The following is a 25,954-nucleotide window of genomic DNA, read 5'->3' on the forward strand; positions in this document are numbered from 1 at the left end:
ACGGAGCTACCGCTCCGCCCGTGACCGCTTGACGGTGCGGAACCGGCGGGCCACCGCCCGGGCGAGGTCGGCGGCGCCGATCAGGCCGGCCTCGTTGCCCAGAGCAGCCGGCACGATCTGCGCCTCGGGGCGGAAGCCGCGGCCGGTGAGGGTGCGGCGGAACGCGTCCTGGGCGGGCCCGAGCAGCAGGTCGCCGGCCGCCGAGACGCCGCCGCCGATCACGAACCGGCCGGGGTCCAGGGCAGCCGCGAGGTTGGCCAGGCCCACGCCCAGCCAGCTGCCGATGTCGTGCAGCAGCTCCACGGCCATCGGGTCGCCGGCCCGGGCGGCCTCGGTGACCAGCGGCCCGGTGATCGCGGTGACGTCGCCGCCGACCCGGGCCAGCAGCGGCTGCGCCACCGGCGACTCGGCGGCGGCCAGCTCGCGGGCCTCGCGGACCAGGGCGTTGCCGGAGGAGTACTGCTCCCAGCAGCCCCGGTTGCCGCACGGGCAGCGGTGCCCGCCGGGCACCACCTGCATGTGGCCGAACTCCCCCGCCAGGCCGAACCGCCCCCGGTCCACCCGGCCCTGGCGGACCAGCGCGCCGCCGATCCCGGTGCCCAGGGTGATCATCACCAGCAGGTCCTCGTCCCGCCCGGCGCCGAACCGCCACTCGGCCCAGGCGGCGGCATTGGCGTCGTTCTCGACGACCACCGGGAACTTCAGCCGGTCGCTGAGGGCCTCGCGCAGCGGTTCGTCCCGCCAGTTGAGGTGCGGGGCGAACAGCACCCGGGAGCGGTCGGAGTCGACCCAGCCGGCCGCGCCGATGCCGACCGCGTGCACGTCGTGCCGGTCGGCGAGCTCCAGGACCAGTTCGACGATGACGTCCTCGACCACCTTGGGGCTCTTGCTCTTGTCCGGGGTGTCCGCGCGCAGCTGCTCGACGATGGTGCCCTCGCCGCTCACCACCCCGGCGACGACCTTGGTGCCGCCGATGTCGATCCCGATGGTGGGCAGCCGGAGCACCCCGGCGGGCAGGGTGCGGCGGCGCCGGTCGCGGTAGTCGTCGGTCTGGTGCGGCCGGCCGGCCCGCTGGCCGAGGCCGCGCTGTCCGAGACCGAGGAGGGCGGGCAGGACGGGTTGGCCACCACGGGCGGAGGACTGGTTCACGCGGAGACGATACGCCCCGTCAGATGGGAAGCCGCTGATCGAATCCTGAAGATGGGACCCTCCGGTGCACGAGGAGCCCCCGGACAGGTGTCAAACTAGTGACGGTCACAACGGGGACATTCAAGTACACGTGATCTTTCTCTCAGGTTCCTCTCGGGTTTGAGGTAACCGATCATGCGTTCACCGCGTCCCCGTATAAGTGAGTGCGCACCGGCCATGGGGGTCCGGGCGATTAGGAATCCCGGATACGAGATACATAGATGCAACTGACAGGTCAGCCCTTCCTGATCCTTACGATCATCCTGGTGCCGGTCTCCATCCTGCTGGCGATGCTGCTCTGGGGGCGGGTCGGCGGCCCCAAGCCGGTGCAGTTCCTGGCCCGGCTGATCATGATCCTGTTCTGCCAGGCGACGGCCGTGACCATGGTCTTCGTGATGGTGAACAACGCCAACATGATCTACGGCAGCTGGAGCGACCTGCTCGGTTCGGACGAGCACGTGCAGGCGGTGCCCGCCCCGCCGGCCGACGCCGCGGCCGGTCAGAAGGGCGGGCCGGGGTCGGGCAGCGACGCCAAGCCGGCGAAGGCGCTGCAGCAGTTCAAGGCCGTGGACGACCCGCTGGTGCCGAAGGACGTGCAGACCACCGATCTGAAGGGTCAGCTGTCCGGGGTGACCGCCGAGGTCAACGTGTGGCTGCCGCCGCAGTACAACGACCCGGCGTACAAGGACAAGAAGTTCCCGGTGGTCGAGATGCTGCCGGGCTTCCCGGGGTCCTCGAAGGCCTGGTTCGGCTCGCTGAAGGTCACCGAGCAGCTGAAGCCGCTGATGCAGTCCGGCAAGGTGACGCCGTTCATCCTGATCTCGCCGCGCACCCAGCTGATCAGCACCACCGTGGACACCGGCTGCGCCGATGTGCCGGGCAAGGTCAACGCGGACACCTGGCTCTCCCGTGACGTGCCGCAGATGATCATGGACAACTTCCGGGCCGAGACCTCGGCGGACGGCTGGGCGATCCTGGGGTACTCGGCCGGTGCGCACTGCGCGGACCGGATGGCGCTGCTGCACCCGGACCGCTTCCGCGCCGGGATAAGCCTCTCCGGCTACAACGACCCGCACTCCGAGGAGCTGTCGCTGACCGCCAAGGACCCGCTGCGGCAGACCTCCAACCCCCTCTACATCCTGGAGCACGCCACCACCCCGCCGCACGTCGCGCTCTACCAGAGCGGCGGCAAGGGCGACGGCTACGAGGACGGTCAGGCGCTGGCCGCCGCCGCCAAGTCGCCCACCTCGGTGACCGTGCAGCTGACGCCCGGTTCGCACACCCCGTCGCTGTGGCGCCCGATGATCCCCGGCATCTTCGAGTGGCTGAGCGGCATCATCCCGGCTCCGCGCTGACCTGACAGCAGAGCGGCTGACCTGACGGCAGACACGGCTGACCTGTCAGCGAAACGGCGCCCGGCGGATCATCGGATCCGCCGGGCGCCGTCCTGCGCACAGGGTTCGTCAGGCCAGCTCCAGCGCCAGGTAGAAGTCCACCCGGTCCTCCAGCCGCGACAGGTCACGGCCGGTCAGCTCCTCGATCCGGCCGATCCGGTACCGCAGGGTGTTGACGTGCACGTGCAGTTGGGCGGCGCAGCGGGTCCAGGAGCCGTCGGAGCGCAGGAAGGCCTCCAGGGTGCGGACCAGGTCGGCCTGGTGCTCAAGGTCGTAGCCGATCACCTTGTCGAGCAGCCGGCTGCGGAACGCGCGCCGCACCTCGTCGGGCACGGCGGCCAGCAGCAGTACGTGGGAGGCGAGCGCCTCGGGGCCGGCCACGCAGACCCGGCCGACCCGGGAGGCGGCGATCCGGCGGGCGTGCCGGGCCTCCTCCAGGGCGCCGCGCAGGGCGCCGGCCGCCTGGGCGGGGGCGGAGACGCCGACGGTGATCCGGCCGGCCGAGCCGAGCCCGGCCTCCAGCGGGGCCAGCAGGTCGCGCAGCGCGTCGGCCGGTACGGGCTCCTCGGGCGCGGGCAGCACCACCACGGCGCCGGTGCCGTTGCCCGCGACCAGCGCGCGGTCGGCGGTGTCGGTGAGCGCCTCCTCCAGGACCGCTCGCACCGCGCCTTCCGGCAGGCCCACTCCCTCGGCGCTGAGGACCAGCCAAGTCTCCTCGGGTGTGGGCGAGTTGGCTGCGGAGCTCGGGTATCCGGCCATCACGGCGGAGGCGTGCAGGGTGCGGCTGGTCTCAGCCGGGTCGGCGTCGCGTTGCAGCAGTGCCAGGATCTCGTCGGCGAGGCGGCGGCGCAGCCGGCGGTCCTCGTCGCGGCGGGTGCGTTCGGCGGCGACCAGCCCGGCCAGGTTCTCGGCCAGCTGCTGGCGCTTGGCGGTCCATTCGGTGATGTCGCCGGCGACGGCCAGCAGCCAGTCGGCGAGCGGAGCCGGCGCCTCGGGGTCGGCGGGGGCGGGCAGCAGCGAGTAGGTGCCGGTGGCCGACTGGGCCCGGTGCGGCGGGCGGCGGCGCTGCCGCTGGGCGGCCAGGTGGGCGCGGACCAGCTGGTCGCGGTCGGCGGCGCCGAGGTGCTCGGCCGGCCCGGCGATCACCCGGCCGGTCGGGCTGAGCACCCAGCAGTCCAGGTCGAGGTCGCCGCCGAGCAGCTGCAGGACGGCGTCCAGTCCGCCGCCGCCGGCCGCGGAGACCAGCTGGCGGTGCCGGTCGACCAGTGCGGCCAGGTCGGCGGCACGGTCGGCGGAGACCTGGCGGCCGACGTACTCGGTGAGGGTGGCGAAGGCCATGTCGTCGGGGACGGCCAGCAGCGGCATCCGGTGCCGGCGGCAGGCCTCGATCAGGTCGTCGGGGATCGGGCCGACCTCGGCCGCACCGGCCGCCAGCGCCACCGCCCCGCCGGCCACCAGGGTGCGCACGAAGCGCTCGGAGTCCACCGGTGCGGTGCGCCAGAGCATGCCGGTGATGACCAGCTCGCCGCCGTGCAGATAGCGGCTGGGGTCCTGTAGGTCCGTGGTCATCACCCCGGTGACCTGCCGGTCGAGCTCCTCCTCGGCGGCCAGCAGGCGCAGCCGTGGTGCGCCGGGGGTGAGCAGGTCACGGACGCGCATCCGCTGACTCCTTCGTCTGAACGGTGGGTGACCAGGTGGGTGACCGGGTGGGTCGGGACGGGACGGGTGGACGACGGGAGGACAGTGTGCCCGATGCCGCGGGTCTTCGCTGCGGGCCGGTGCGCGGCGCCGTCGCTTCGGACGTCGTCACCGGATTACGGTCGATAGGGACGGCCGGGGCGTCGGTGCTCGCAGGGCGTTCGCCGTGCTCAGCGGCGCCCTCGGGGCCCTCTTAGAGGAACGTACAGGATCCCGGCTGGCGGCGGCGCACGGGCTTCATGCCATCGGTGACTGCCTCGCCGGCTCCGGACGGCGGTTCACTGGCCGTACGCCGCCGGACACGCCGCGGTGACCGAGGTGAGGAGACACCCGCATGGAGTTCCTGCGGCCCGCCAGTTGGGACGAGGCACTCGCCGCCAAGGCCGAGTGTCCGACCGCGCTGCCGATCTCGGGCGGCACCGACGTCATGGTCGAGATCAACTTCGACGTGCACCGGCCGGCGGCGCTGCTCGACCTGAACCGGATCACCGAGCTGGCCGAGTGGTCGATCGAGGACGAGGTCGTCAGGCTCGGCGCCGCGGTGCCGTACGCGCGGATCATCGAGGAGCTGTCCGGCCCGCTGCCGGGCCTGGCGCTGGCGGCGCACACGGTCGGTTCGCCGCAGATCCGCAACCGCGGCACGGTCGGCGGCAACCTGGGCGCCGCCTCCCCCGCCGGTGACTCGCACCCGGCGCTGCTGGCGGCCGGCCGCGAGGTCTTCGTCGAGGCGGCCTCGCGGGCGCGCGGCACCCGGCTGATCCCGATCGACGACTTCTTCCTCGGGGTGAAGCGCAACGCGCTGGAGCCGGACGAGCTGATCCGCCGGGTGCACATCCCGGTCGCGGACGGCCCGCAGCAGTTCTCCAAGATCGGCACCCGCAACGCCATGGTGATCGCGGTGGCCGCGTTCGGCCTGGCACTGCACCCGAGGAGCCGCACGGTGGGCGCCGGGATCGGCTCGGCGGCCCCGACGCCGCGCCGGGCCCTCGAGGCGGAGCGGTACCTGGAGGGTGTGCTCGCCGAGCGCGGCCTGTGGGAGTCGGGCGAGGTGCTCGGCGGCGAGGTGGTCCAGCGGTTCGGCGAGCTGGTCCGGGCGGCCGCCTCGCCGATCGACGACGTGCGCGGCACCGCCGACTACCGGCGGCACACTCTGGCGGTGATGGCCCGGCGCACCCTCACCTGGTGTTGGAACGACTACGGCAAGCAGATCAGGAGCGCGGCATGAGGGTCACTTTCACCGCCAACGGCAGACCCGTTGAAGCGGACGACGTGTGGGAGGGCGAGAGCCTGCTCTACGTGCTGCGCGAGCGGGTCGGCCTGCCGGGCTCCAAGAACGCCTGCGAGCAGGGCGAATGCGGTTCCTGCACGGTCTACCTGGACGGGGTGCCGGTCTGCTCGTGCCTGGTCGCGGCCGGGCAGGTGCAGGGCCGCGAGGTGCGCACTGTGGAGGGCCTGGCCGATCCGGCGAGCGGTGAAGTGGGCCTGGTCCAGCAGGCGTTCATCGACGCCGGCGCGGTGCAGTGCGGTTTCTGCACGCCGGGGCTGCTGGTGCAGACCGACGCGCTGCTGGCCCGCGACCCGCAGCCGAGCGACACCGACATCCGGGAGGCGCTGAGCGGCAACCTGTGCCGCTGCACCGGCTACGAGAAGATCATGGACGCGGTGCGGCTGGCCTCGGCCCGGAAGGCGGCCGTCAAATGAGCGATCGCACGATCCAGGAGCAGAAGAACCTGCGGAAGCTCAACCAGGCGTCCAAGGACGGCATCGGCGGCTCCCCGCTGCGCCCGGACGGCACCTTGAAGGTGAAGGGCGAGTTCGCCTACTCCTCCGACCTGTGGCACGAGGACATGCTCTGGGGCATGGCGCTGCGCTCGCCGCATCCCCGGGCGAACATCCTCTCGGTGGACGTCTCGCAGGCGCTCAAGCTGCCGGGCGTCTACGCGGTGCTGACCCATGAGGACATCCCCGGCGCCAAGTTCTACGGCCTGGAGATCGCGGACCAGCCGGCGCTGGCGATCGACAAGGTCCGCTACCACGGCGAGGCGATCGCCATCGTGGCGGCCGACCATCCGGAGACCGCCCGCCGCGCGGTGGGCAGGATCGAGGTCGAGTACGAGGTGCTCCCCCGATCGTCACCGAGGAGCAGTGCCTGCACCCGGAGGTCCACGGCTACGTCCATGAGCCGCACGAGTACAAGTCGCACGCCTACGGCAACATCTGCCACCAGCAGAGGCTGGTCCACGGTCTGGGCGTGACCGACGAGGTGCGGGCGATGGCGGATGTCGTCGTCAGGGGCGAGTACGAGGTCGGCATGCAGGACCAGGCCTTCCTGGGCCCGGAGTCCGGTCTCGCGGTGCCGGCCGAGGACGGCGGCGTCGACCTCTATGTGGCCACCCAGTGGCTGCATGTGGACCGGCAGCAGATCGCCCCGGTGCTGGGCCTGCCCGAGGAGAAGGTGCGGCTCACCCTGGCCGGGGTCGGCGGGGCGTTCGGCGGCCGCGAGGACCTCTCGATGCAGATCCACGCCTGCCTGCTGGCGCTGCGCACCGGCAAGCCGGTGAAGATCGTCTACGCCCGGGACGAGTCCTTCTTCGGCCATGTGCACCGCCACCCGGCGCGCCTGACCTACGAGCACGGCGCCACCCGGGACGGCAAATTGGTCTTCTCCGACGCCCGGATCGTGCTGGACGGCGGCGCCTACGCGTCCGCGTCCCCGGCCGTGGTGGGCAACGCGGCCTCGCTGGGCAACGGACCGTACGTGATCCCCAACGTGCGGATGCACGCGCTCGCGCTGTACAGCAACAACCCGTCCTGCGGGGCGATGCGCGGCTTCGGCGCGGTGCAGGCGGCGTTCGCCTACGAGAGCCAGATGGACAAGCTGGCCGCGGCACTCGACATGGATCCGGTGGTGCTGCGCCAGCTCAACGCCATGACGGAGGGCGACCTGATGCCGACCGGGCAGCGGATCGACTCGCCGGCCCCGGTCGCCGAACTGCTGCAGCGGGTCAAGGACATGCCGCTGCCGCCGCCGCTGGACCTGGCCGACCTGGACATCCGCCTGCTGCCCGGCGCGTGCTCCAACACCTCGCACGGCGAGGGCATCGTGCGCGGCGTCGGCTACTCGGTGGGCATCAAGAACGTCGGCTTCTCCGAGGGCTTCGACGACTACTCCACCGCCCGGGTGCGCCTGGAGGTGATCGGCGGCGAGCCGGTGGCCATGGTGCACACCGCGATGGCCGAGGTGGGGCAGGGCGGCATCACGGTGCACGCCCAGATCGTCCGCACCGAGCTGGGCGTCGAGCAGGTGACCATCCACCCGGCCAACACCGAGGTCGGCTCGGCGGGTTCGACCTCCGCCTCCCGCCAGACCTACATGACCGGCGGCGCGGTCAAGCTGGCCGCCGAGGCGGTCAGGCAGGAGCTGATCGCCAAGGGCCGCCGGCGGTACGGCTGGACGCAGCACGACATCGAGCTGGCTGACGGCAAGGTGGTCTCGAAGTCCGCCGGAGTGCTGGTCCCCATGGTGGAGTTGCTCGGTGACGAGGCGATCGAGCTGACCCGCGAGCACCACCACCGCCCCACCGAGGCGTTCGACCCGGAGACCGGCCAGGGTTTCGGCCACGTGCAGTACAGCTTCTGCGCCAACCGCGCGGTGGTGGACGTGGATGTGGAACTGGGCCTGGTCAAGGTGGTGGAGCTGACGGCGGTCCAGGACGTCGGCAAGGCGCTCAACCCGCTCTCGGTGGTCGGCCAGATCCAGGGCGGCTGCACCCAGGCGCTCGGCCTGGCGGTGATGGAGGAGATCATCGTCAGGGACGGCAAGGTGCGCAACGCCTCGTTCACCGACTACCTGATCCCCACCATCCTGGACACCCCGCCGATCCCGGTGGAGATCCTCGAACTGCCTGACCCCAACGCCCCGTACGGGCTGCGCGGGGTCGGCGAGGCGCCCACCGTCTCCGCAACCCCCTCGATCGTCGCCGCGATCCGCCAGGCGACCGGGATCGCCCTGAACCGCATCCCGGTCCGTCCCGAGCACCTCACCGGGACGCTTTGACGCGCTCCCCGGGCCCGAAGGCCGGAGATTCTGGCCCGTACCGCACGTGGCGACACGACCGTGGCTTCCTGCTTCACTGACCAGCGCCGACATTTCTGACGGTCTTACCGAGTCTCCACAGGCTTTCGAGCCCGAAGGCTCCGCTCCCGCCCGTCCGGCGGTACCTGACACACCAATCCTACCGGACCCGCGTCCGACTTGACGGCGAATCGGCTGTTCATGCCCCGCTGCCGCTGGAGGGTCGGCTTCACCTCCGCAGTAAACGGCAGAGCACTGCCGGTTCCCCCATGACCCGCCAGGTCGACTCGCCCACACCCAACCCCCACTGACACTTGGGAGTGGAAATGACCCGAATTCCGACGGAACCCGACCCCACCGACACCAGACCCGCCGCGTCCGGCGCCCCGCCCCGAATCGGCGCCCTGGACGCGTACTTCAGGATCTCGGCCCGCGGCTCGACCGTCGGCGCCGAGCTCCGCGGCGGCCTCACCACCTTCATGGCGATGGCCTACATCATCCTGCTCAATCCGCTGATCCTGAGCGGGCCGGACGCCACCGGCGCCCGACTCGACCACGCCCAACTGACCACCGCCACGGCGCTGGCGGCGGCCGTGACCACGATCCTGCTGGGCGTGGTCGGCAATGTGCCGCTGGCGGCCGCCGCCGGACTGTCGGTCTCGGGCGCGGTCTCGGCGCTGGTGGTCCCGCACACCACCTGGGCGCAGGCGATGGGCCTGTGCGTGGTCTACGGCCTGCTGATCGTGCTGCTGGTGGTCTCCGGGCTGCGCGAGAAGATCATGAACGGGATCCCGCTGCCGCTGAAGCACGCAATCACCATCGGGATCGGCCTGTTCGTCGCGCTGATCGGCCTGCACAAGGCGGGTGTGGTGGAGAGCGGCGGGCCCACCCTGCTGTCGCTCGGGCCGGCGGGCGAGCTGACCGGCTGGCCGGTGCTCTGCTTCGCCGTCACCCTGCTGGCCATCATCGTGCTACTGGCCCGCCAGGTCCGCGGCGCGATCCTGATCGGCATCGCGAGCGGCACCGTGCTGGCCGTGCTCGTCAACTCGGCTGCGCACCTTCCGGCCAAGTCCTGGGGCAGCGCACCGCCCGCCCTGCACGGCAGTCCGGTCGCGGCCCCCGACTTCGGGCTGCTCGGCCGCGTCGACCTGTTCGGCGCGTTCGGCGGCAAGGGCCTGGGGGCGATCAGCGCCTCGGTGGCGGTCTTCACCCTGGTGCTGGCCGGCTTCTTCGACGCGATGGCGACCATCATCGGGGTCGGCACCGAAGCGGGTCTGGCGGACGCCCGGGGCCGGATGCCGGGCCTGTCCAGGGCGCTGTTCATCGACGGGGCGGGCGGCGCGCTCGGCGGCCTGGCCGGCGCCTCGGGGCAGACGGTCTTCGTGGAGTCGGCCACCGGGGTCGGCGACGGCGCCCGCACCGGCCTCGCCTCCGTCGCCACCGGCGGGATGTTCGCGCTGATGCTGTTCTTCGCGCCGATCGCCGGCCTGGTCCCGGTGGAGGTGGGCTCGGCCGCGCTGGTGGTGATCGGCGCGATGATGATGAGCCAGGCCCGCCACATCGACTGGGGCGACCGCGAGACCGCCGTCCCGGCATTCCTGACCTGCGCCCTGATGCCGTTCACCTACAGCATCACCGCCGGGGTGGCCGCCGGGGTCGTCTCCCATCTGGTGATCAAGGCCGGCACCGGCCGGTGGCGGGAGCCCGGGGCGCTGATGTGGGTGCTCGGCGCCGTGTTCCTGGTGTACTTCGCGCTCGCTCCGATCAAGGAATGGCTGGGCGTGCACTGATCCGCCGATATCGGGGCACGGAGGCAACACACTGCGGTATCGATCTTTGAGACCATCGTTGTGTAACGACAGGAGCCGCCGACATGCAGGACATCGCCGAACAGCTGCGGGCGTGGCACGCCGCCGGGCGCCGGTTCGCCGTGGCGACCGTGGTCGGCGTATCGGGCAGCGCGCCGCGCGATCCGGGGGCCGCCTTGGCGGTGAACGACGCCGGGGAGGCGATCGGCAGCGTCTCCGGCGGCTGCGTGGAGGGGGCCGTCTACGAGCTGTGCCAGGCGGCGCTGGAGACCGGGCGGCCGGTGCTGGAGCGGTTCGGCTACAGCGACGAGGACGCCTTCGCGGTCGGCCTGACCTGCGGCGGGGTCCTGGAGGTCTTCGTGCAGCCGGTGGTGCCGGGGGGCGATGCCGGGCTGGACGCCGGAATCGCCCACCTGGGCGCCGGCACCCCGGTGGCACTGGCCCGGGTGGTCGACGGTCCGGCCGGGCTGCTGGGTGCCACGGTTGCCGTCACGGGTGCCGGCCACGACGGCAGCCTCCCTTCGCTGACCGGCGAGCTGGAGCGCTCGGTGGTGGCGCAGGCGCGGGCGATGCTGGACGCCGGCCGCACCGGCACGGTGACCCTGGCGCCGGACGGCCGCCCGTGCACTCCAGCGATGTCAGCGGACACGTCCGCGGGATCGGTCGGCGGAATGGTCACCTTCTTCGTGGAGTCCTTCGTCCCCAAGCCGCGGATGCTGGTCTTCGGCGCGATCGACTTCGCCGCCGCCGTGGTCCGGATCGGCACGTTCCTCGGCTACCGGGTGACGGTCTGCGACGCCCGCCCGGTCTTCGCCACCGCCCGCCGGTTCCCCGAGGCCGACGAGGTGGTGGTGGACTGGCCGCACCGCTACCTGGACTCGCAGCTCGACCGGCTGGACGGCCGCACGGTGATCTGCGTGCTCACCCATGACGCCAAGTTCGACATACCGCTGCTGGAGCGGGCGCTGCGGCTGCCGGTGGGCTTCGTCGGGGCGATGGGGTCGCGCCGCACCCATCTGGAGCGCAACGCCAAGCTGCGCGAGGCCGGCCTGACGGAGCCGGAGATCGCCCTGCTGCACTCCCCGATCGGCCTGGACCTGGGCGCCCGCACCCCGGAGGAGACGGCGGTGGCGATCGCGGCCGAGATCGTGGCCGGCCGGCGCGGCGGCGGCTGCCTGCCGCTGTCGGCCGGCACCGGGCCGATCCACCACGACCTGGAGCGGCCCCGCAGCGGTGCGTTCCGAGTCGCCTGAATCACATCCTGAGCCCTCGTCAGTTCCCAGGAACCTCCCAGTCTGATCATCCGTCAGGCGGGTTTCCTGAGTTTCAGCCCACGCCTTTGGCGCGTGCACGCACTCTGGGGGCTCGGGTGGTCACCCGGACCGCTTCGATGGCGGATGATGTGGCAGTGCAAAACGCAGATCAGTTCGGGTTCGCCGATGCCGCCGGCCCGCCCCCGACCCCGCCAGCCGCTGCACCGCCAGGCGCCGAGCCCGAGGCAGCGGAGGCGCTCGACCGCGCCGTCCGGGCTGCCCAGGCCGGCGACGAGGACGCCTTCAGACAGGTGTTCCGCACGGTGCAGCCGCTGCTGCTGCGCTATCTGCGGGTACTAGTGGGAGGCGATGGGGCCGACGCCGAGGACGTCGCCTCGGAGGCCTGGCTGCAGATCGCCCGTGACCTGCACACCTTCCAGGGCGACGGGGACGGCTTCCGGGGCTGGGCCGCGACCATCGCCCGGAACCGCGCGATGGACCACCTGCGGGCCAAGCGCCGCCGCCCGGCCGCCGACCTGCCGGAGGAGTACCTGACCGAGCTCCCGGCCGGCGACGACACCGAGGGCGCGGCCCTGGCCACCGTCGGCACCCAGGAGGCGCTGGCGATGATCGCCGGTCTGCCCAAGGACCAGGCCGAGGCGGTGCTGCTGCGCGTGGTGCTGCAGCTGGACGCCGAGACCGCCGCCCGCGTGCTCGGCAAGCGGGCCGGTACCGTGCGGATGGCCGCCCACCGGGGCCTGCGTCGGCTCGCCAAGCTGCTGGAGTCCCCCACGACCGCACCCGCACCGCGAGGCGCCGTGGCCCGGCTGCGCGGCGGGCCGAGAAAAAACCCGGCCGAAGGTGTGACACCGCCCGGGGCCCCGACGCTGAAGGACATGAGATGAGCACCAACCGATCCGGTCGGATCGACCGCGACGCCGCCGAGCAGCTGCTCGGCGGTGCAGCCGTCGGTACGGACGGTGGTCACGGCGCCCTCTCCCGAGTGCTCGCGGCCGCGGCTGCCCCGGCGACCGACGGCGAGCTGGCTGGTGAGGAGGAGGCGGTGGCCGCGTTTCGGGAGGCCGCTCGGCTCGCCCCGACCCGTGCCGCCATTCCGATCCAGAGGAGCCGCCCGATGGCCGAGTGCGTCCCGGCGCGCCCGCGCGTGGCCGCGCGGTTCCTCGGCGCCCGCGCCGCGGTGGCGGCGCTCGCGGTGACTGCCCTCGGCGGGGTCGCGGTGGCGGCCGGCACCGGGCACCTGCCCGCGGTGCTCGGCGGCGACTCGCCGAACCTCTCCGCGCAGAACACCGCGGCCTCCGATCCGGCGGGCACCGGGCCCGGCAACGGCCCCCTCCGCTCCTCCACCGCGCCCCGCACCAGCAGCCCGCAGGCCGACCGGCCGCAGCCCGGCAGCCCGACGGTGTCCGGGAAGCCGACCGGCGGGCCCTCGAACAGCCCCTCCGGTGATCCGTCGGCCCAGCTCTCCGGGCCGGCTTCGGCCGCGCTGCTGGCGCTGTGCAAGGCCTGGCCGCAGGACGACCGGCAGGGCAATTCGGACTCCCGGTTCGAGCCGCTGACGCGCGCGGCGGGCGGCTCGAACCGGGTTCGGGCGTACTGCGCCGACCTGGCGCGGCGGTCGCCGGACGCCGACGGGCCGACCGCCGCCGCGACCACGTCCTCAGCGTCCGGCGACCAGCACGGGCCGCCCGGCCACCCGGGGGACGACTCGGGTGGCACCGGCTCGGGCGGTACGCACGGCAAGCCCAGCGCCCCGGCCCCCGGGCCGACCGGCGATCCCGACGGGAACGGCGGCGGGCCCGACCACTCACACCCCGCCCAGGGCCAGAGCCAGCCGGCGGGAGGCCGCAACATGCAGTAGGACCAGCAGACTTCCGACCGCTGGGGGGCTTCCCCGGGCACACCAGCGGTCGGACCTCCGACAGCCGTTCATGCATGGGTTCGGCTGTCGGCACCGCCGCCGTTGATGGTCTCCCCCGAGTCCATCAGGCGCGGCATCGCTCTGGGTCCGGCCCGGCTGGGGTCGGTCGGGCCGGACCCAGAACACCTGACGTCCCATCGGGTCGCCCGACGGCGCCCGGCGCTCCTTGCCACCGGCGACGGCGCGCGCCATGGTGGAGGCAAGGACCGACGACCGGCGCCGCGCGGTCGTGAGGGCGGCGCCGAGGGTCGAAGACGACCGGCGCGCCCGCCGGGTCGCGCCCTGATCGAGGACGCCCACCATGCGCACCCTGCTCCAGGTCGAGTTGGACACCGAGCTCTCCAACAAACTGATCAGCAACGGCAGCGTCCAGCAGACCATGAACGAACTGCTGGGCACGCTCAAGCCGGAGGCCGCCTACTTCTACGCGGCGAACGGGCGCCGGGCGATGACCCTGGTGGTGGACCTGGCGGACGAGAGCGCCATCGTCACCACCTGCGAGCCGTTCTGGCTCAGCCTGCACGCCAAGGTCCAGGCCTACCCCTGCATGAACGCCGAGGAGTTGCAGACCGGAATCGGCCGACTGCCGGGCGCCGCCTGACCGCGTTCCCGATCAGCGAATCGGCTGGCACGGCGTCGGCCGGCACGGCATCGACTGGCCCACGGGCAACTCATCCGTGCACCAAGTCACTACAGACCGTGCACACAATCGGATGACCAGCCGTCGCGGTACGTGTATGGTTCTGAAGGCCGTTTCAGCAACGCACAGTTGTCTCAAATCAGCCTGTCAGGAGCACGACATGACGGGCTCGCCATCCCGTCCCTGACGAACGGTCACCACCCCCCGCCACCATGACCGAGACCGACCAGCTCACGCTGATCCGGAGCAGCTTCGCCCTGTTCCGGGACCACGGCGACAAACTCGCCGCCCACTTCTACGCCACCCTGTTCCTGCACAACCCCCAGCTGCGGGAGCTGTTTCCGGCCGCCATGGACGTGCAGCGCGACCGGCTCTTCCAGGCCCTGGCCGGCGCCGTCCGGATGCTCGACCGGCCCGCCGAACTGACGGTCTTCTTACAGCAGTTGGGGCGCGACCACCGCAAGTACGGGGTGCGCAGCGAGCATTACGCGGCGGTCGGCCAGGCACTGCTGGCCACCCTGGCCAGGTTCGCCGGCCCGCAGTGGTCCCCGGCCCATGAGCGGGCCTGGACGATCGCCTACCACCAGATCGCCGCCACCATGAGCGGTGCCGCCGAGACCGAGGCCGACCGCACCCCGCCGTTCTGGCACGCCGAGGTGGTCGGCCATGAGCGGCGCGGATCCGACCTGGCGGTGCTCACCCTGCGGCCGCACGCCCCGTTCCCCTACCGGGCCGGCCAGTACACCACCGTGGAGACGCCGCGCTGGCCGCGGGTCTGGCGGCCCTACTCGATCGCCAACGCCCCTCGTCAGGACGGCCTGTTGACCTTGCAAGTGCGGGCCGTACCGGCCGGTTGGGTGAGCAACGCCCTGGTCCAGCACACCCGGGTCGGCGATGTGCTGCGGCTTGGGCCGGGCCGCGGCACCCTGGTGCTGCCCGAGCGGCCGGCCCGCCGGGTGGTCTGCGTGGCCGGCGGCACCGGGCTGGCGCCGATCAAGGCGCTGGTGGAGGCGATGATCACGCACAACCGCCCGCTCACCCTGCACCTGTTCGTCGGCGCCCGCCACCAGCGCGACCTCTACGACCTGGACGCGCTGCGGCAGTTGGCCGCGGCCTTTCCCCGGCTGCTGCTGGTGCCGGTGGTGTCCGACGAGATCGGCTGGGCCGGGGTGCAGGGGCGGCTGCCCGAGGTGGTCCCGGCCCAGGGGAACTGGCAGGACCATGAGATCTTCGTGGCCGGGCCGGACGCCATGGTGATCAGCATGGTCGAGCGGCTCCATCGGGGCGGTGTGCCGGCCGACCGGCTGCACTATGAACTCTCCACCACCCCCGAGGTGTTGGACATCACCTCGGGGCTGCTGGAACACACCGAGCCGCCGAAGCCGGGCTCGGGCCGGCCTGCGACGGGTGACATCACCCCGCGTTGAGCTTGGCCAACTGCCGCAGCAGCCCCGGCCAGAGCCGCCCGACCAGCCGCGCCGCCTTGGCCTCCGCGGTGACCGGCACCACCGGCTTGCCGGTGCGCACCGCCTTGACGATCTCCGTCGCCACCTTCTCCGGCGGGAAGCCGCGCCGGGCGTAGAGCTTGCTGACCCGGGCCTGCTTGGCGGCCTGCTGCTCTGCGGTCAGCCCGGAGAACGTGGAGGTGCGGGTGATGTTGGTGTTGACGATGCCGGGGCAGATCGCGCTCACCCCGATGCCACTGGTGGCGAGTTCGGCGCGCAGGCAGTCGGAGAGCATCAGCACCGCGGCCTTGCTGGTGGCGTAGGCGGCCAGCACCTTGGACGGCAGATACGCGGCCGCCGAGGCCAGGTTGACGATGTGTCCGCCCTGGCCGCGCTCGGCCATCAGGCTGCCGAACGCCCGGCAGCCGTGGATCACGCCCCACAGGTTGACGTCCAGGACCCGCTGCCACTCCTTCTCGGTGGTCTGCAGGAAGGTCCCGGAGTGCCCGATGCCGGCGTTGTTGACCAGCACGTCCGGCACACCGTGGGTGGCAGCGACGGTCTGTGCGAAGGCGTCCATACCGGGGCCGTCGCTGACGTCCACCTGGTAGGCGTGGCCCGCGCCGCCGAGCAGGTCGACCAACTCGGCGGTGCGCTGGGCGGCGGCCAGGTCCAGGTCGCAGACCACCACGGTGGCCTGCTGCTGCTCGGCGAAGGCCAGCGCGGTGGCGCGTCCGATCCCGCTGCCGGCCCCGGTGATCACCACCAGTGGCCCGGTGCTGCCCCCAGTGCTGCTTCCCACTCCCGAACTCCCGTTCTCGATCCGGCCGGTGAACTCACGCACCATCCCGGCCACCTTCGGCCCCTGCTCCAGCAGCGCCGACCAGTGGGTGGCGTTCAGCTGACGGCGCGTCAGATCCGGCACCCAGCGCTCCAGGCCCTCGGAGAGGAAGGTGTTGACGTAGTGATCGCGCTGCAGCGTGATCAGCTGCACCGGCACCTTGGTGGGCCGCTCGCGCGGCGAGCGCAGCGTGGGCCGCATGTTGGCCCGGTACAACTCGATGCCGCGCACGGCATCCTGACGGAGCGTCGGCTGCGGGTGGCCCGCCCGGGGGCTGACCTCCTCCAGGTCGCGCAGCACCCGCGGCCAGGCCCGGGCCAGCCCGAACCGCCAGGTGGCGGGTGCCAGGAGCGGCAGGTGGAAGGCGGTGATGTACCAGGAGTGCGCGCCCTGGACCAGCAGTTGGCGCAGGTGCCGGGGGGTCGGGCGGCGCATCCGGTGCCGGATCCAGTGGCCCATGTGGTCCAGGCAAGGCCCGGAGATGCTGGTGTAGGAGGCGAGTCGGCGCTCCGCACCGGGCTCGGTGACGGCCTCCCAGGACTGCAGCGAGCCCCAGTCGTGGGCGACCACGTGCACCGGCCGGTCGGGGCTGACCGCGTCGGCCACCGCGAACAGGTCGGCGGCCAGCAGCGCGAGGCGGTAGCCCTCACGGCTGTCCGGGATCCCCGACTCGCCGGCGCCGCGCACGTCGTAGCGCACCACGTGGTGGTCGGCGGCGAGGTCGGCGGCCACGTCGTCCCACACCACATGGGTGTCCGGGTAGCCGTGCACCAGCAGCACGGTGGGGCCTTGCGGATCGCCCTGCTCGAAGACGGCGAGGTCGATGCCGGCCGAGTGCACGAAGCTGCGGCGGGGTTCGGTCCGGTCGGTCATCGGGCGGCCTCCGCCTGCTCGGTACGGTCGGTCATCGGGCGGCCTCCGCCTGCTCGGTACGGTCGGTCATCGGGCGGCCTCCGCCTGCTCGGTAGGGTCGGTCATCGGGCGGCCTCCGCCTGTTCGGTACGGTCGGACCCGCCGCGGGCGGGCTCGGCCCAGCGCCGCACGTGCGGCAGGTCGTCGTCCAGCCAGTAGGCATCATCCTCGGTGACCACCAGCAGCTCCTCGAACTTGATGCCGGTGTCGCGGAAGCCGATGTGCGGTTCGACCGCCCACAGGCCGGGCGTCGGCGCGTGCCGGGAGGAGCGGCCGTCGGCCCAGAGCGGTGAACGGCCGTGCAGCCGTTCGGCGATGAGCTCGCGGCCCAGGGTCTGCAGGGTGCGCAGGCCGAAGCCGAAGAGGTTCACGCCGGCGGGGGCCCGGCTGGTGTTGCGGGTCACCTGGTGGCCGATCACCCGCCCAGGGTAGACCTGGTGGCGGTTGTCGTAGCCGTGCGCGGCGATCTGCGCGTCGACGGCGGCGTAGATCTCGTTCAGCGGCTTGCGGGCCCTGACCTCGCGCAGGATCAACTCCCGGTAGATCTGGAGGTCCTGGGCGAGCCGGTCCCAGATCCGGTTCTCGCCGACCTTGCCGCCGTAGCCGATGTCGGCGGTGTAGCCGTCCACCACCGGTGCGCAGTCCAGCACGTAGGGCATGCCCTCCTGCAGCACCCGCCCGCCGGCGAAGAACTGCAGCGGGGTGTGGAAGTGCCGGAACGCGGTGCGGTCACCGAACCAGGCGAACGGCACGTGGAAGAAGTCGGTCACCCCAGCGGCCACCAGATGTCGGCGCAGCCGGTCGGTGGCCTGCCGCTCGGTGACCCCGGGCTCGATCCAGGCGGCGGTCTTCTCCGCGCAGTCGTAAGCGAGTTGCTGGATCTCGCGGAACTTCGCCAGGTCGGCGTCGGAGTAGGTGAAGGTGGATGCCATCGGTCAGACCTCCAGGACCAGGGTCTCGCCCTCGGCCGCCCGGGACACGCAGGGCAGCAGGGCTCCGGCTGCGCGCTCCTCGGCGGTGAGCCGGCGATCGCGGTGTTCGGGGGTGCCGGCCAGCACCCGGACCTGGCAGGTGCCGCAGAACCCCTGGTGGCAGGAGTACGGCGTGCCGGGCCGGGCCTCGCGCAGCACGTCGAGCGCGGACTTGTCGGCGGGGACGGCCAGTTCCTCTCCGCTGCCGGAGAGCTTGAGGGTGAACGGCCGGCCGTCGCGCACCGGCGCGGCGCCGAACCGCTCGAAGTGCAGCGCGGTGGCGGGCGAGGCGTCGAAGGCCTGTTGGACAGCGGCCAGCATGGGGGTCGGGCCGCAGCAGTAGACGGCGGCGCCCCGGCCGGCCCGGGCCAGCAGTTGCTCGCCGGTGGGTGTGCCGCCGACCAGCAGGGTGACCCTCCCGGGGCCAGCGCCGTCAGCTCCTCGGCGAACGGCATGGTCTCGGCGCTGCGCCCGGCGTAGACCAACTGCCAGTCGAGATCCTGGTGTTGGGCTTCATGGGCGATCGGCAGCAGCGGCGTGATGCCGATGCCGCCGGCGATCAGCAGCAGCTTGGGTTCGGCGCAGAAGACGAAGCCGTTGCGGGGGCGCCGGACGGTGAGCCGGGCGCCGACGTGGAGTTCGTCGTGGATCTCCACCGAGCCGCCGCCACCGCCGGCGATCCGGCGCACCGCGATCCGGTAGCCGCCGCGGTCGGCGGGGTCGCCGCAGAGCGAGTAGTGGCGCACCCGGCCGGAGGGCAAGGTGAGTCGGAGGTGGGCGCCGGGCTGCCAGGGGGGCAGCGGGCTACCGGCCGGGTCGGCGAGGCGCAGCTCCACCACGTCGTCGGCGACCGGGCGGTGGGCGGTCACCACCAGGACCAGCGGGGCGCGGCCGCGGCTGGGCGGGCGGCGCGGGCTGCGGCGCAGCGGCGGGCTGGCCAGGGCGGGGGTGTAGAGGTCGCTGAACCGGGTGAGCAGGCTGAAGAAGCGGTCGGCCCGGGGGCGGCCGTAGAGGTCCGGCGGCGGGGTGTCCAGGTCGTGGCGGCTGGTGCGGCCGAAGGCCAGGGTGGGGGCGGGGTCGGTGGCCTGCGGGGGTCCGGCGGGGGCGAATTCCGCGTCCCCTGCGCGTTCGGCGGCAGCTCTCGCGGCGGCGGGCTCGGTGGCCGGGTCGGCGGCCGGTGGGGTCATCTCGGGCTCCTGGAGGGTGGTTCAGCGGGCGGCGGCGGCCCGGGCGGCGGGCGAGGTGGCCAGGTAGCCGAGCGCCTGGGCGCTGGACCCCTCCTGGGTGGGGTGGTAGCGGACCTTGAAGTACCGCAGCCCGGAGCGGAGCGACTGGATCGGGTCCGGCAGCATGCCGCGCTGCGCGCCGTCCCAGGCCTGCCGCCAGCTGGGCTTCAGTCGGCCGCGCAGCTCCGGGTCGGCCGCCAGCAGGTAGCGCACGCCGCGCACCCACAGGTGCACCAGCAGCGGCCCGCCGAGCACCATGCCGCGGATCCGCCGACCGTAGCCCCGGTCCAGGTGGACCAGGAGGTCGAAGGCGACGCTGCGGTGCTCGACCTCCTCGGCGCCGTGCCAGCGCAGCAGGTCGAGCATCGTCGGGTCGGCCTTGGCCCGCTCCAGGCCCGGCGAGTTGAGCGCCCAGTTGCCGAGGAAGGCGGTGAAGTGCTCGATCGCGGCGACGAAGGCCACCCGCTCGATGATGTTCTCGCGCCGCTGGCGGGGGCTCAGGTGCGGCTTCGGACCGAGGATCCGCTGGAACAGCCAGGCGATCTGGCGCACGTAGGGGCGCGGGTCGAGTCCCTGGCCGAGCAGGTGGTCCAGCACCTCCTGGTGGGCCTCGGCGTGGATCGCCTCCTGGCCGATGAAGCCGAGCACCTCCTCGCGCAGCTGCTCGTCGGTGATCAGCGGCAGCGCGTCCTTGAAGACCTCGGTGAACCAGCGCTCGCCCTCGGGCAGCAGCAGGTGCAGCACATTGATGGTGTGGGTGGCGAACGGCTCGTCCGGGATCCAGTGCAGCGGCAGCCGGCTCCAGTCGAACTTCACATCGCGGGGCTCCAGCACGAGGTCGGTGTGGACCTCTGCGGCGGTTCTGGGCATGGGGCCCTCCTGACCTGCGGGTGTGGGCAACTGACCTTGAGGTGGCAGCACCTCAAACTACTGGCCGGTACTTCGCCTCACAAGGGTTTGCGGCGTTCTTATCGACAGTGAGTCTAATAAGATCGCGAACGGTCCAACCCCGGTCGCCACCCGCCCTCTCCGCACCTAGCGTGAGGTCGCCGGTACCGTCCGGCAGGAGAGGAGCAGAATTATGATCACCGCCCGTGACATCATGCACGCCAACGCGCAATGCATCGACGCCAACGAGACGCTGCGCGAGGCCTCGAAGATGATGAGGGCCAGCGGAGTTGGCGCGCTGCCGATCTGCGGCCCGGACAAGAAGCTCAAGGGCATCATCACCGACCGTGACATCGTGCTGGAGTGTCTCGGCACCGGCAAGGACCCCGACACGATGCGGGCCATGGACCTCGCCGGTCACCTGCACTGCGTGCGCGCCGACGACGACATGGACGCGGTGCTGAAGAAGATGGAGCAGCACCAGATCCGCCGGATGCCCGTGATCGATGACGGCAAGCTGGTCGGCATCATCACCGAGAAGGACCTGGCGATGGGCCACCGGATGGCCAAGGGTGTGACCGACCAGCAGATCATCGACTTCATGGACAGCATGTTCGCCAAGCACTGAGGCGGAGCGCGGGCACGCGAACAGCGACGCGGGCCGGGGCCCCCGAGGAGGGGTCCCGGCCCGCGCCGCCGCCGTCAGCCGGCCGTCACTCGCCCTGGAGCTTCTCCACCAGCTCGGACAGGCCGCCGCGGGCCTTGATGAAGCCGAGGTGGTCGTGGAAGTCCCGGCTGTGCACGATCAGACCGTCGCGCACCCGGAGCACCTGGATGTTCGAGACCTCGAAGGTCGTGTCGGTCGACTTCTGGTACACCTCGTAGTCGTACTCGGCGACGATCACTTCCGGATCGTCGGTCTCCCGGATCACCTGGTTCTTCCCGGTCAGCGTGAACGGAACGTTCTCGCGCACCATCCCGAAGCGCTCCCGGATCGCGGCCTGGCCCTCGATCCGCCGCGGCGCGAGCGGCTCGAAGACGATCTCCACCACGGCATCCTCGGCATAGAGGTCGGCCAGGCCGGCGAACTCGCCGGAGGTGATTCCGGCGTGCAGCTTCTCGAAGACCTCGCGCGGCGTTGCGGTTTCAGACATGATCAACCCCCAGACATACCGGTCGCTAGAATCGGACTAGCGACTCCGGTTTCTCTGGAGGCGACGATACGGACTGGCGACTCCGGTTGTCCAGCGACGGGAAGGACCAGGACGACGTGAGCACTGACCAGGCGCGCCCACTACGGGCGGACGCAGCCCGCAACCGGGCCCGGCTGCTGGACGTCGCCGCCCAGGTCTTCGCCGACCGGGGAGTCTCGGTGACCACCGAGGAGATCGCGAAGGCGGCGGGCGTCGGCGTCGGCACGCTCTTCCGGCACTTCCCCACCAAGGAGGCACTGCTGGAGGCGGTGCTCCTGCGCCGCCTGGAGACGCTGAGCACCGAGATCGCCCGGCTGCTGGCCGAACAGGACCCGGCCGCGGCCTTCTTCGCCACCTTCACCCTGGTGATCGACCAGTCGGCCGGCAAGAACGAGTACGCCCGCGCCCTGGCAGCGGCCGGGATCGACGTCCACCAGAGCCTCCAGGAGCCGGCCCAGGTGCTCCGAGCCCGGCTGACCGAGGTCCTGACCGGCGCCCAGCAAGCGGGCGCGGTCCGGGCCGACTTGGGCGTCCCGGAGCTGCAGGCCCTACTGGTCGGCACCGCCGACATGGTGGAGCGCCTGAGCGCGGACCCGGCAGGCCGGGAGCGCATCTTCTCGGTGATCTTCAACGGCCTGCGACCGTCCCGCTGAGCGAGCCGCTCGATCGGGGGCTCCGGGCCGGGAGTTCTTAGCCCGGCTCGGACGGGGATCTGGACGCCACCCTTGCAGGCGCTGGCTGACGGGCGGCCACCTCGGGGTGGCGAGGCGGCTTGGCGGGCAGCGTCACCTGCCGCTGTTGCGGATGTGGTCAAGTCCTTTCCGGGCCCCGGCTTGGAGCTGGGGGTCCTTGCAGCGCAGGGCGATTCGCAGGTGGTGCTCGGCGGTACGGGGGTCGCCGGCGTCGATCGAGAGCAGGCCGAGGTGGCCGTGGCCACGGGCGGCGGCGGGCTCGTAGCTGGACGCTGCGGCGAAGCCGAAGAGCTCGATGGCCTCGGCGGCTTCGCCGGCCTCCATGAGTAGGACGCCCAGGTTCAGGGCGCCCTTCGCGGAGAACTCCGGGTCGCTGGACCGACTTGCGGCCCTGAACTGCTCCCGGGCGCCGGCCAGGTCCCCGCGCTCCCGCAGGATGTCGCCGAGGTGGAAGGCGGCCTGTGCGGCGGCCCTGGGGACCGAGGCGCCGGTCGCCTCGCGGTACAGGAACTCCGCCATGTCCATGTCCCCGCTGCGGTCGGCCAGCGTCGCCTGGGCGAGCAGGGCGGAGCCGACGGCTTCGGGGAAGCCGCTGTCGACGGCGGCGCCGAGCACGTCGTAGGCGTCCTGATCCCAGCCCTCGGTCTCGCGCAGGAGCATCTCGCCGAAGGCGAGCGCGCCGCGGCCGATGCTCCGGTACCGCCCGGATTCGGCGACCAGCGCGTACTGGTGGCTCGCGTCGCGGTTGTTTCCGCGCCCTTCCAGGATGAGGCCCCGGGCGAAAGCCACCTCGGCCGCCACGTCCGGGTCGGTCACCTTGGCGGCCTTGCCGGCCCTGGCCCAGGCCCGGCGGTACCGGCCGCGGCTCAACTGGAGCAGGGCGGTGACCAGTTGGCCCGCCGCCTGGACCTTGGCGCTGCGCGAGGCCAGCGCGGCGGTGGCGACGGCCTCGGCGGCGGCCGACTCGCCGCGGTTGACGTAGCCCAGGCCGAGTTCGATCACGAGGTCGAAGTCGAACCACGGTACGTCGGGCTTCAGGCCCAGTGGCACGGCGTGCGGCGCGGCCAGCATGCCCACGAGATCCGCGTCGAACTCCTCGTCCGCAGTGGTGCGGTTCGGCACGTTCGTCCCTCCCCAAGAGCGCAACGGCAAGGTCAAGTCATGGTAATAACTGTTGATTATCCGTCATTCTCCTTGTGGAAACGCCCGATTGCCCAAAGCCAGCCCCAGCCGGGCCGCCCCTCACGGGGTGGCCCGGGTCCGCGGGCGCCGGTGCGGGTCAGTGGGCGGCGGCCGCCAGCAGCTCCAGCACCTTCGGCCAGCCGGCCGCCTGGGCCGCCGCGTCGCCCGCGCGGGTGCCGCCGAGGTCTTCCAGGTCCTTGGTGACCGGGTGGGCCAAGTGGGTGCCCTCCGGGAGGTAGGGGGTCACTCCGACGAAGTGGCCCGCCCCCGGGTAGACCAGGGCCTGGTGCGGCCCCGGGCGGTTCGCGGCCGTCAGCGCGGCGTCGATCTGCCGGGCCCACGGGGCCGAGTTCCACAGCTTGTCGTCCGAGCCGGCGATCGCCAGGACCGGGCCGTTCACCCGGTCGACCGGGATGTCGCCCGTCGGCACGGGGCGCCCACCGAAGGTCCAGGCCGTGTCGCCGGTCGGGAAGCCGCGGTTGACCTGGGCGGAGGGTGCGTAGAGGACCGAGCCGTGGAACAGGTCGGGGTAGTCCTGGGCCAGCAGCAGCGCCGCCTCGCTGCCCCGCGAGTCACCCTCGACGACGATGTGCGCGGGATCGGTCTGGGGCTGGGCAGCCAGCAGGTGCGCGGCGGTGGCGAAGTACTCCAGCGGGATGTTCTGCAGGGTGTCCGGCAGGCCGGGCAGGTGGAAGTAGGCCACGACCAGGGCCGGGTAGCCGTGCGAGGCCAGCTGCGCCGCCGCCAGCTTCCCGACGGAGCTGAACCCGCCCTCGGAGCCGCCCAGCAGCAGCACCGCCGGGTGCCGCCCGGCGGTCGCCGGCGGCAGGAACAGTTCGCCGGTCACCTGGTCGCTCGCCTGCGTGAGCTGCTTCGTGGTCACCCCGGCGCTCATGACCTCGCGCGTGAGGGTGGTGGTGGCGAGTTGGCGCCCGTGCGCGGTGACGGTGATGTCCACCGGGAAGCCGGGGGCCGGTCCTGTGGAGAGCTTCGGGCCGAACGAGGCCTGGTCCGGATCTCCCCCGGCGGGGCCCATGGACCAGAACAGCCCCATGCCGTCCGCCCCTGGTAGGAGCCGCTGACCGGGGCGGTCGCACCGGGATCGACCACCCCGTGGCCGTCCGCCTTGAACAGCGCCTGGGCGCTCCACGCGGTGCCCTGGTAGTCGGTGTCGTGCGAGCTGAGGGTGATCGTGTCACCAGGCGCGAGTCCGGTGATCCGTAAGTGAACCGGCTGGTCCAGCAACGCAGTCGGGGCGTCCACCTCGATCACCGCCCTGCTGCTCTCCGAGCCGCCCGACGAGCACCCCACCAAGCCCCCGGACACCGCCAACGCCAACGCCAGCACGGCAGCGGCAGACCTCTCCCGTATCACGACACCCCCCGGTCGCTCGAATCACAGAAATGATCAGCGAGCCACGATTGCCACTGCCCGAGTCCGTGTCAAGAGCCGACGAGGGCGACGATGTCACGCACTGCCCCGGCCGGTGGACGGCCGGGGCAGTGCGGTGCCGGTTCAGCTCGACGTGCTGAACGCGGCCTGCAGGTGCGGGATGTAGTCGGCCAGGGCCGGCGCCCAGCAGCCGTAGTTGTGGCCACCGTCGCAACTCGGCGCCAGCGAGGAGCCGTTGCCGTAGTCGTCCATCCGGTTGGGGATGCCGAGCTGGTCCAGGCCGGCCTTCACGTTCTCGGTGGCGGTCTCCGTGAAGGAGTCGAGCGGCAGGGTGCTGCCCGTGTAGAGGGTGATGTCGGTGTTGGACAGCTTGGCCAGGTTCACCGGAGCCGCGGGGTTGACCTGGTTCCAGACGTGGTCCGCGTTGAACACCGGGTAGGGCGAGCCGAAGACGGCGTCGCTGTCGACCACGGGTCCGAAGCTCGCGCACTGGAGGGAACTGACGGCGCACAGCCCGCCCGGGAGGTTGAGCTCCGTGGCCAGCACGGCCCCGCGCATCGCCGGCATGCCGAAGTCGATGGCGCCGGACAGCGCAGCGGTGTGGCCGAACAGGTCGGGGCGGTCCTCGGCGTAGTGCAGCGCGCCGTAGCCACCCATCGACAGACCGAGCACGGCCCGGTGCGAACGGTCGGTGAGGGTGCGCAGGTTGGCGTCGATGAACGGCACCACCTGGTCGAGGTGGAAGATCTCCCAATTGGCCGTGCCCACAGCCGTGTTCTGCATGACCCAGTTCGAGTACCAGCCCTTCAGGCCGCCGTCCGGCACCACGGTGATCATCGAGTCCGAGTGCAGGGCGGGAGCGGCCGCCGCGTCGTCCACGTTGCCGGCGGCGCCGTGCAGGAAGTACGCCACCGGCCAGCGCTTGGTCGGGTCGGCCGCGTAGTCCTTGGGCAGGAAGATCCGGATCTGGTGCATGCCGGAGAGCTGCGGGGTGGTCACCGTGATGGTGAAGTCGGTGCTGGAGTGCACCACGGGGACGCCGGCCTGGCTGAGCCCGAAGCCGTCGCTGAGGGTCGGCGGGGCGGTGTCCGCGTGGGCGGCGGGGACGGCGGTGAGCAGGGCGGCCGCGGTCAGCGCGGCGGCGGCCAGCGCCGTCCGAGCGTGCATGCGCAGGGACGTCATCAGCGGGTCCTCATCGAAGAGTTGGTGGGAGCGGT

At 72.2% G+C, this 25,954-nt stretch carries 21 protein-coding genes and 2 pseudogenes; 12 read left to right on the top strand and 11 right to left on the bottom strand.

Features of this window, described 5'->3' with window-relative positions:
• Positions 1-6: 6 nt before the first annotated feature.
• The gene (locus tag E6W39_RS07830; protein WP_141637605.1) at positions 7-1,113 is read right to left on the bottom strand and encodes an ROK family glucokinase; all 1,107 of its coding nucleotides are present in this window, start codon (positions 1,111-1,113) and stop codon (positions 7-9) included.
• A gap of 341 nt (positions 1,114-1,454) precedes the next feature.
• Between E6W39_RS07830 and E6W39_RS07835 the strand changes: the two genes are divergently transcribed.
• Positions 1,455-2,543 (top strand): alpha/beta hydrolase, encoded by a 1,089-nt coding sequence (locus E6W39_RS07835; RefSeq protein ID WP_228718018.1) that lies wholly within the window; start codon positions 1,455-1,457, stop codon positions 2,541-2,543.
• A gap of 108 nt (positions 2,544-2,651) precedes the next feature.
• Here the strand turns inward: E6W39_RS07835 and E6W39_RS07840 are convergent, their stop codons facing one another.
• Positions 2,652-4,241 carry a PucR family transcriptional regulator gene (locus tag E6W39_RS07840; RefSeq protein WP_141632899.1) on the bottom strand — a complete coding sequence of 530 codons (1,590 nt, stop codon included), beginning with the start codon at positions 4,239-4,241 and terminating at the stop codon, positions 2,652-2,654.
• 373 nt (positions 4,242-4,614) lie between these two features.
• On the opposite strand from E6W39_RS07840, the gene E6W39_RS07845 reads away from it, so the two are divergent.
• The 9 genes and pseudogenes from E6W39_RS07845 (at position 4,615) to E6W39_RS07885 (ending at position 15,422) form a co-directional block, all read left to right on the top strand.
• Positions 4,615-5,505: an FAD binding domain-containing protein gene (locus E6W39_RS07845; RefSeq protein WP_141632900.1), complete on the top strand. Its 891-nt coding sequence runs from the start codon at positions 4,615-4,617 to the stop codon at positions 5,503-5,505.
• Complete coding sequence (locus E6W39_RS07850) at positions 5,502-5,981, top strand: (2Fe-2S)-binding protein (RefSeq protein WP_141632901.1); 480 nt, start codon at positions 5,502-5,504, stop codon at positions 5,979-5,981. The genes E6W39_RS07845 and E6W39_RS07850 overlap by 4 nt, the downstream gene beginning before the upstream one ends.
• Positions 5,978-8,337 (top strand): annotated as a pseudogene (gene pucD, locus E6W39_RS07855) (xanthine dehydrogenase subunit D). The gene E6W39_RS07850 and the pseudogene pucD overlap by 4 nt, the downstream one beginning before the upstream one ends.
• A gap of 344 nt (positions 8,338-8,681) precedes the next feature.
• The gene (locus tag E6W39_RS07860) at positions 8,682-10,145 is read left to right on the top strand and encodes an NCS2 family permease (RefSeq protein WP_141632902.1); all 1,464 of its coding nucleotides are present in this window, start codon (positions 8,682-8,684) and stop codon (positions 10,143-10,145) included.
• 83 nt (positions 10,146-10,228) lie between these two features.
• The gene (locus E6W39_RS07865) at positions 10,229-11,416 is read left to right on the top strand and encodes an XdhC family protein (RefSeq protein ID WP_141632903.1); all 1,188 of its coding nucleotides are present in this window, start codon (positions 10,229-10,231) and stop codon (positions 11,414-11,416) included.
• A 155-nt stretch (positions 11,417-11,571) separates the two neighbouring features.
• Entirely contained in the window at positions 11,572-12,321 is a 750-nt protein-coding gene (locus E6W39_RS07870; RefSeq protein WP_228718020.1) for an RNA polymerase sigma factor, read from the top strand.
• Complete coding sequence (locus E6W39_RS07875; RefSeq protein WP_141632905.1) at positions 12,318-13,295, top strand: hypothetical protein; 978 nt, start codon at positions 12,318-12,320, stop codon at positions 13,293-13,295. The genes E6W39_RS07870 and E6W39_RS07875 overlap by 4 nt, the downstream gene beginning before the upstream one ends.
• 361 nt (positions 13,296-13,656) lie before the next feature.
• Complete coding sequence (locus E6W39_RS07880) at positions 13,657-13,956, top strand: hypothetical protein (protein ID WP_141632906.1); 300 nt, start codon at positions 13,657-13,659, stop codon at positions 13,954-13,956.
• Between the two features lie 251 nt (positions 13,957-14,207).
• Positions 14,208-15,422 (top strand): globin domain-containing protein, encoded by a 1,215-nt coding sequence (locus E6W39_RS07885; protein ID WP_141632907.1) that lies wholly within the window; start codon positions 14,208-14,210, stop codon positions 15,420-15,422.
• Here the strand turns inward: E6W39_RS07885 and E6W39_RS07890 are convergent.
• The 4 genes from E6W39_RS07890 to E6W39_RS07905 all read right to left on the bottom strand — a co-directional run bounded on the left by E6W39_RS07890 (position 15,409) and on the right by E6W39_RS07905 (position 20,260).
• On the bottom strand, positions 15,409-17,154 hold the full coding sequence (locus tag E6W39_RS07890; protein WP_141632908.1) for an SDR family oxidoreductase: 1,746 nt from the start codon (positions 17,152-17,154) through the stop codon (positions 15,409-15,411). The genes E6W39_RS07885 and E6W39_RS07890 overlap by 14 nt on opposite strands.
• Positions 17,155-17,255: 101 nt before the next feature.
• Positions 17,256-18,125: a M24 family metallopeptidase gene (locus E6W39_RS07895; protein ID WP_141632909.1), complete on the bottom strand. Its 870-nt coding sequence runs from the start codon at positions 18,123-18,125 to the stop codon at positions 17,256-17,258.
• A 3-nt stretch (positions 18,126-18,128) separates the two neighbouring features.
• Positions 18,129-18,485: a 2Fe-2S iron-sulfur cluster-binding protein gene (locus E6W39_RS41090; RefSeq protein ID WP_228718021.1), complete on the bottom strand. Its 357-nt coding sequence runs from the start codon at positions 18,483-18,485 to the stop codon at positions 18,129-18,131.
• An 887-nt stretch (positions 18,486-19,372) separates the two neighbouring features.
• Complete coding sequence (locus E6W39_RS07905; protein ID WP_141632910.1) at positions 19,373-20,260, bottom strand: metal-dependent hydrolase; 888 nt, start codon at positions 20,258-20,260, stop codon at positions 19,373-19,375.
• Positions 20,261-20,471: 211 nt separating this feature from the next.
• On the opposite strand from E6W39_RS07905, the gene E6W39_RS07910 reads away from it, so the two are divergent.
• Complete coding sequence (locus tag E6W39_RS07910; RefSeq protein ID WP_141632911.1) at positions 20,472-20,906, top strand: CBS domain-containing protein; 435 nt, start codon at positions 20,472-20,474, stop codon at positions 20,904-20,906.
• A gap of 85 nt (positions 20,907-20,991) precedes the next feature.
• Here the strand turns inward: E6W39_RS07910 and E6W39_RS07915 are convergent, their stop codons facing one another.
• Positions 20,992-21,432, bottom strand: coding sequence for a nuclear transport factor 2 family protein (locus E6W39_RS07915; protein ID WP_141632912.1), 441 nt, complete (start codon positions 21,430-21,432; stop codon positions 20,992-20,994).
• A gap of 116 nt (positions 21,433-21,548) precedes the next feature.
• On the opposite strand from E6W39_RS07915, the gene E6W39_RS07920 reads away from it, so the two are divergent.
• Positions 21,549-22,124 carry a TetR/AcrR family transcriptional regulator gene (locus tag E6W39_RS07920; protein WP_141632913.1) on the top strand — a complete coding sequence of 192 codons (576 nt, stop codon included), beginning with the start codon at positions 21,549-21,551 and terminating at the stop codon, positions 22,122-22,124.
• A 132-nt stretch (positions 22,125-22,256) separates the two neighbouring features.
• On the opposite strand, the gene E6W39_RS07925 is transcribed toward E6W39_RS07920, so the two are convergent.
• The 4 genes and pseudogenes from E6W39_RS07925 to E6W39_RS07935 all read right to left on the bottom strand — a co-directional run bounded on the left by E6W39_RS07925 (position 22,257) and on the right by E6W39_RS07935 (position 25,919).
• Complete coding sequence (locus E6W39_RS07925; RefSeq protein ID WP_141632914.1) at positions 22,257-23,285, bottom strand: tetratricopeptide repeat protein; 1,029 nt, start codon at positions 23,283-23,285, stop codon at positions 22,257-22,259.
• A 157-nt stretch (positions 23,286-23,442) separates the two neighbouring features.
• The gene (locus E6W39_RS41095) at positions 23,443-24,399 is read right to left on the bottom strand and encodes an acyl-CoA thioesterase/bile acid-CoA:amino acid N-acyltransferase family protein (RefSeq protein ID WP_267286677.1); all 957 of its coding nucleotides are present in this window, start codon (positions 24,397-24,399) and stop codon (positions 23,443-23,445) included.
• 59 nt (positions 24,400-24,458) lie between these two features.
• Positions 24,459-24,719: pseudogene (locus tag E6W39_RS43435) on the bottom strand (acyl-CoA thioesterase/BAAT N-terminal domain-containing protein); the annotation flags it as partial.
• Positions 24,720-24,860: 141 nt separating this feature from the next.
• Positions 24,861-25,919, bottom strand: a complete 1,059-nt coding sequence (locus tag E6W39_RS07935; RefSeq protein ID WP_141632915.1) for an alpha/beta hydrolase — start codon at positions 25,917-25,919, stop codon at positions 24,861-24,863.
• Positions 25,920-25,954 lie beyond the last annotated feature (35 nt).

This window comes from Kitasatospora acidiphila, from assembly GCF_006636205.1.
GTDB lineage: Bacteria > Actinomycetota > Actinomycetes > Streptomycetales > Streptomycetaceae > Kitasatospora > Kitasatospora acidiphila.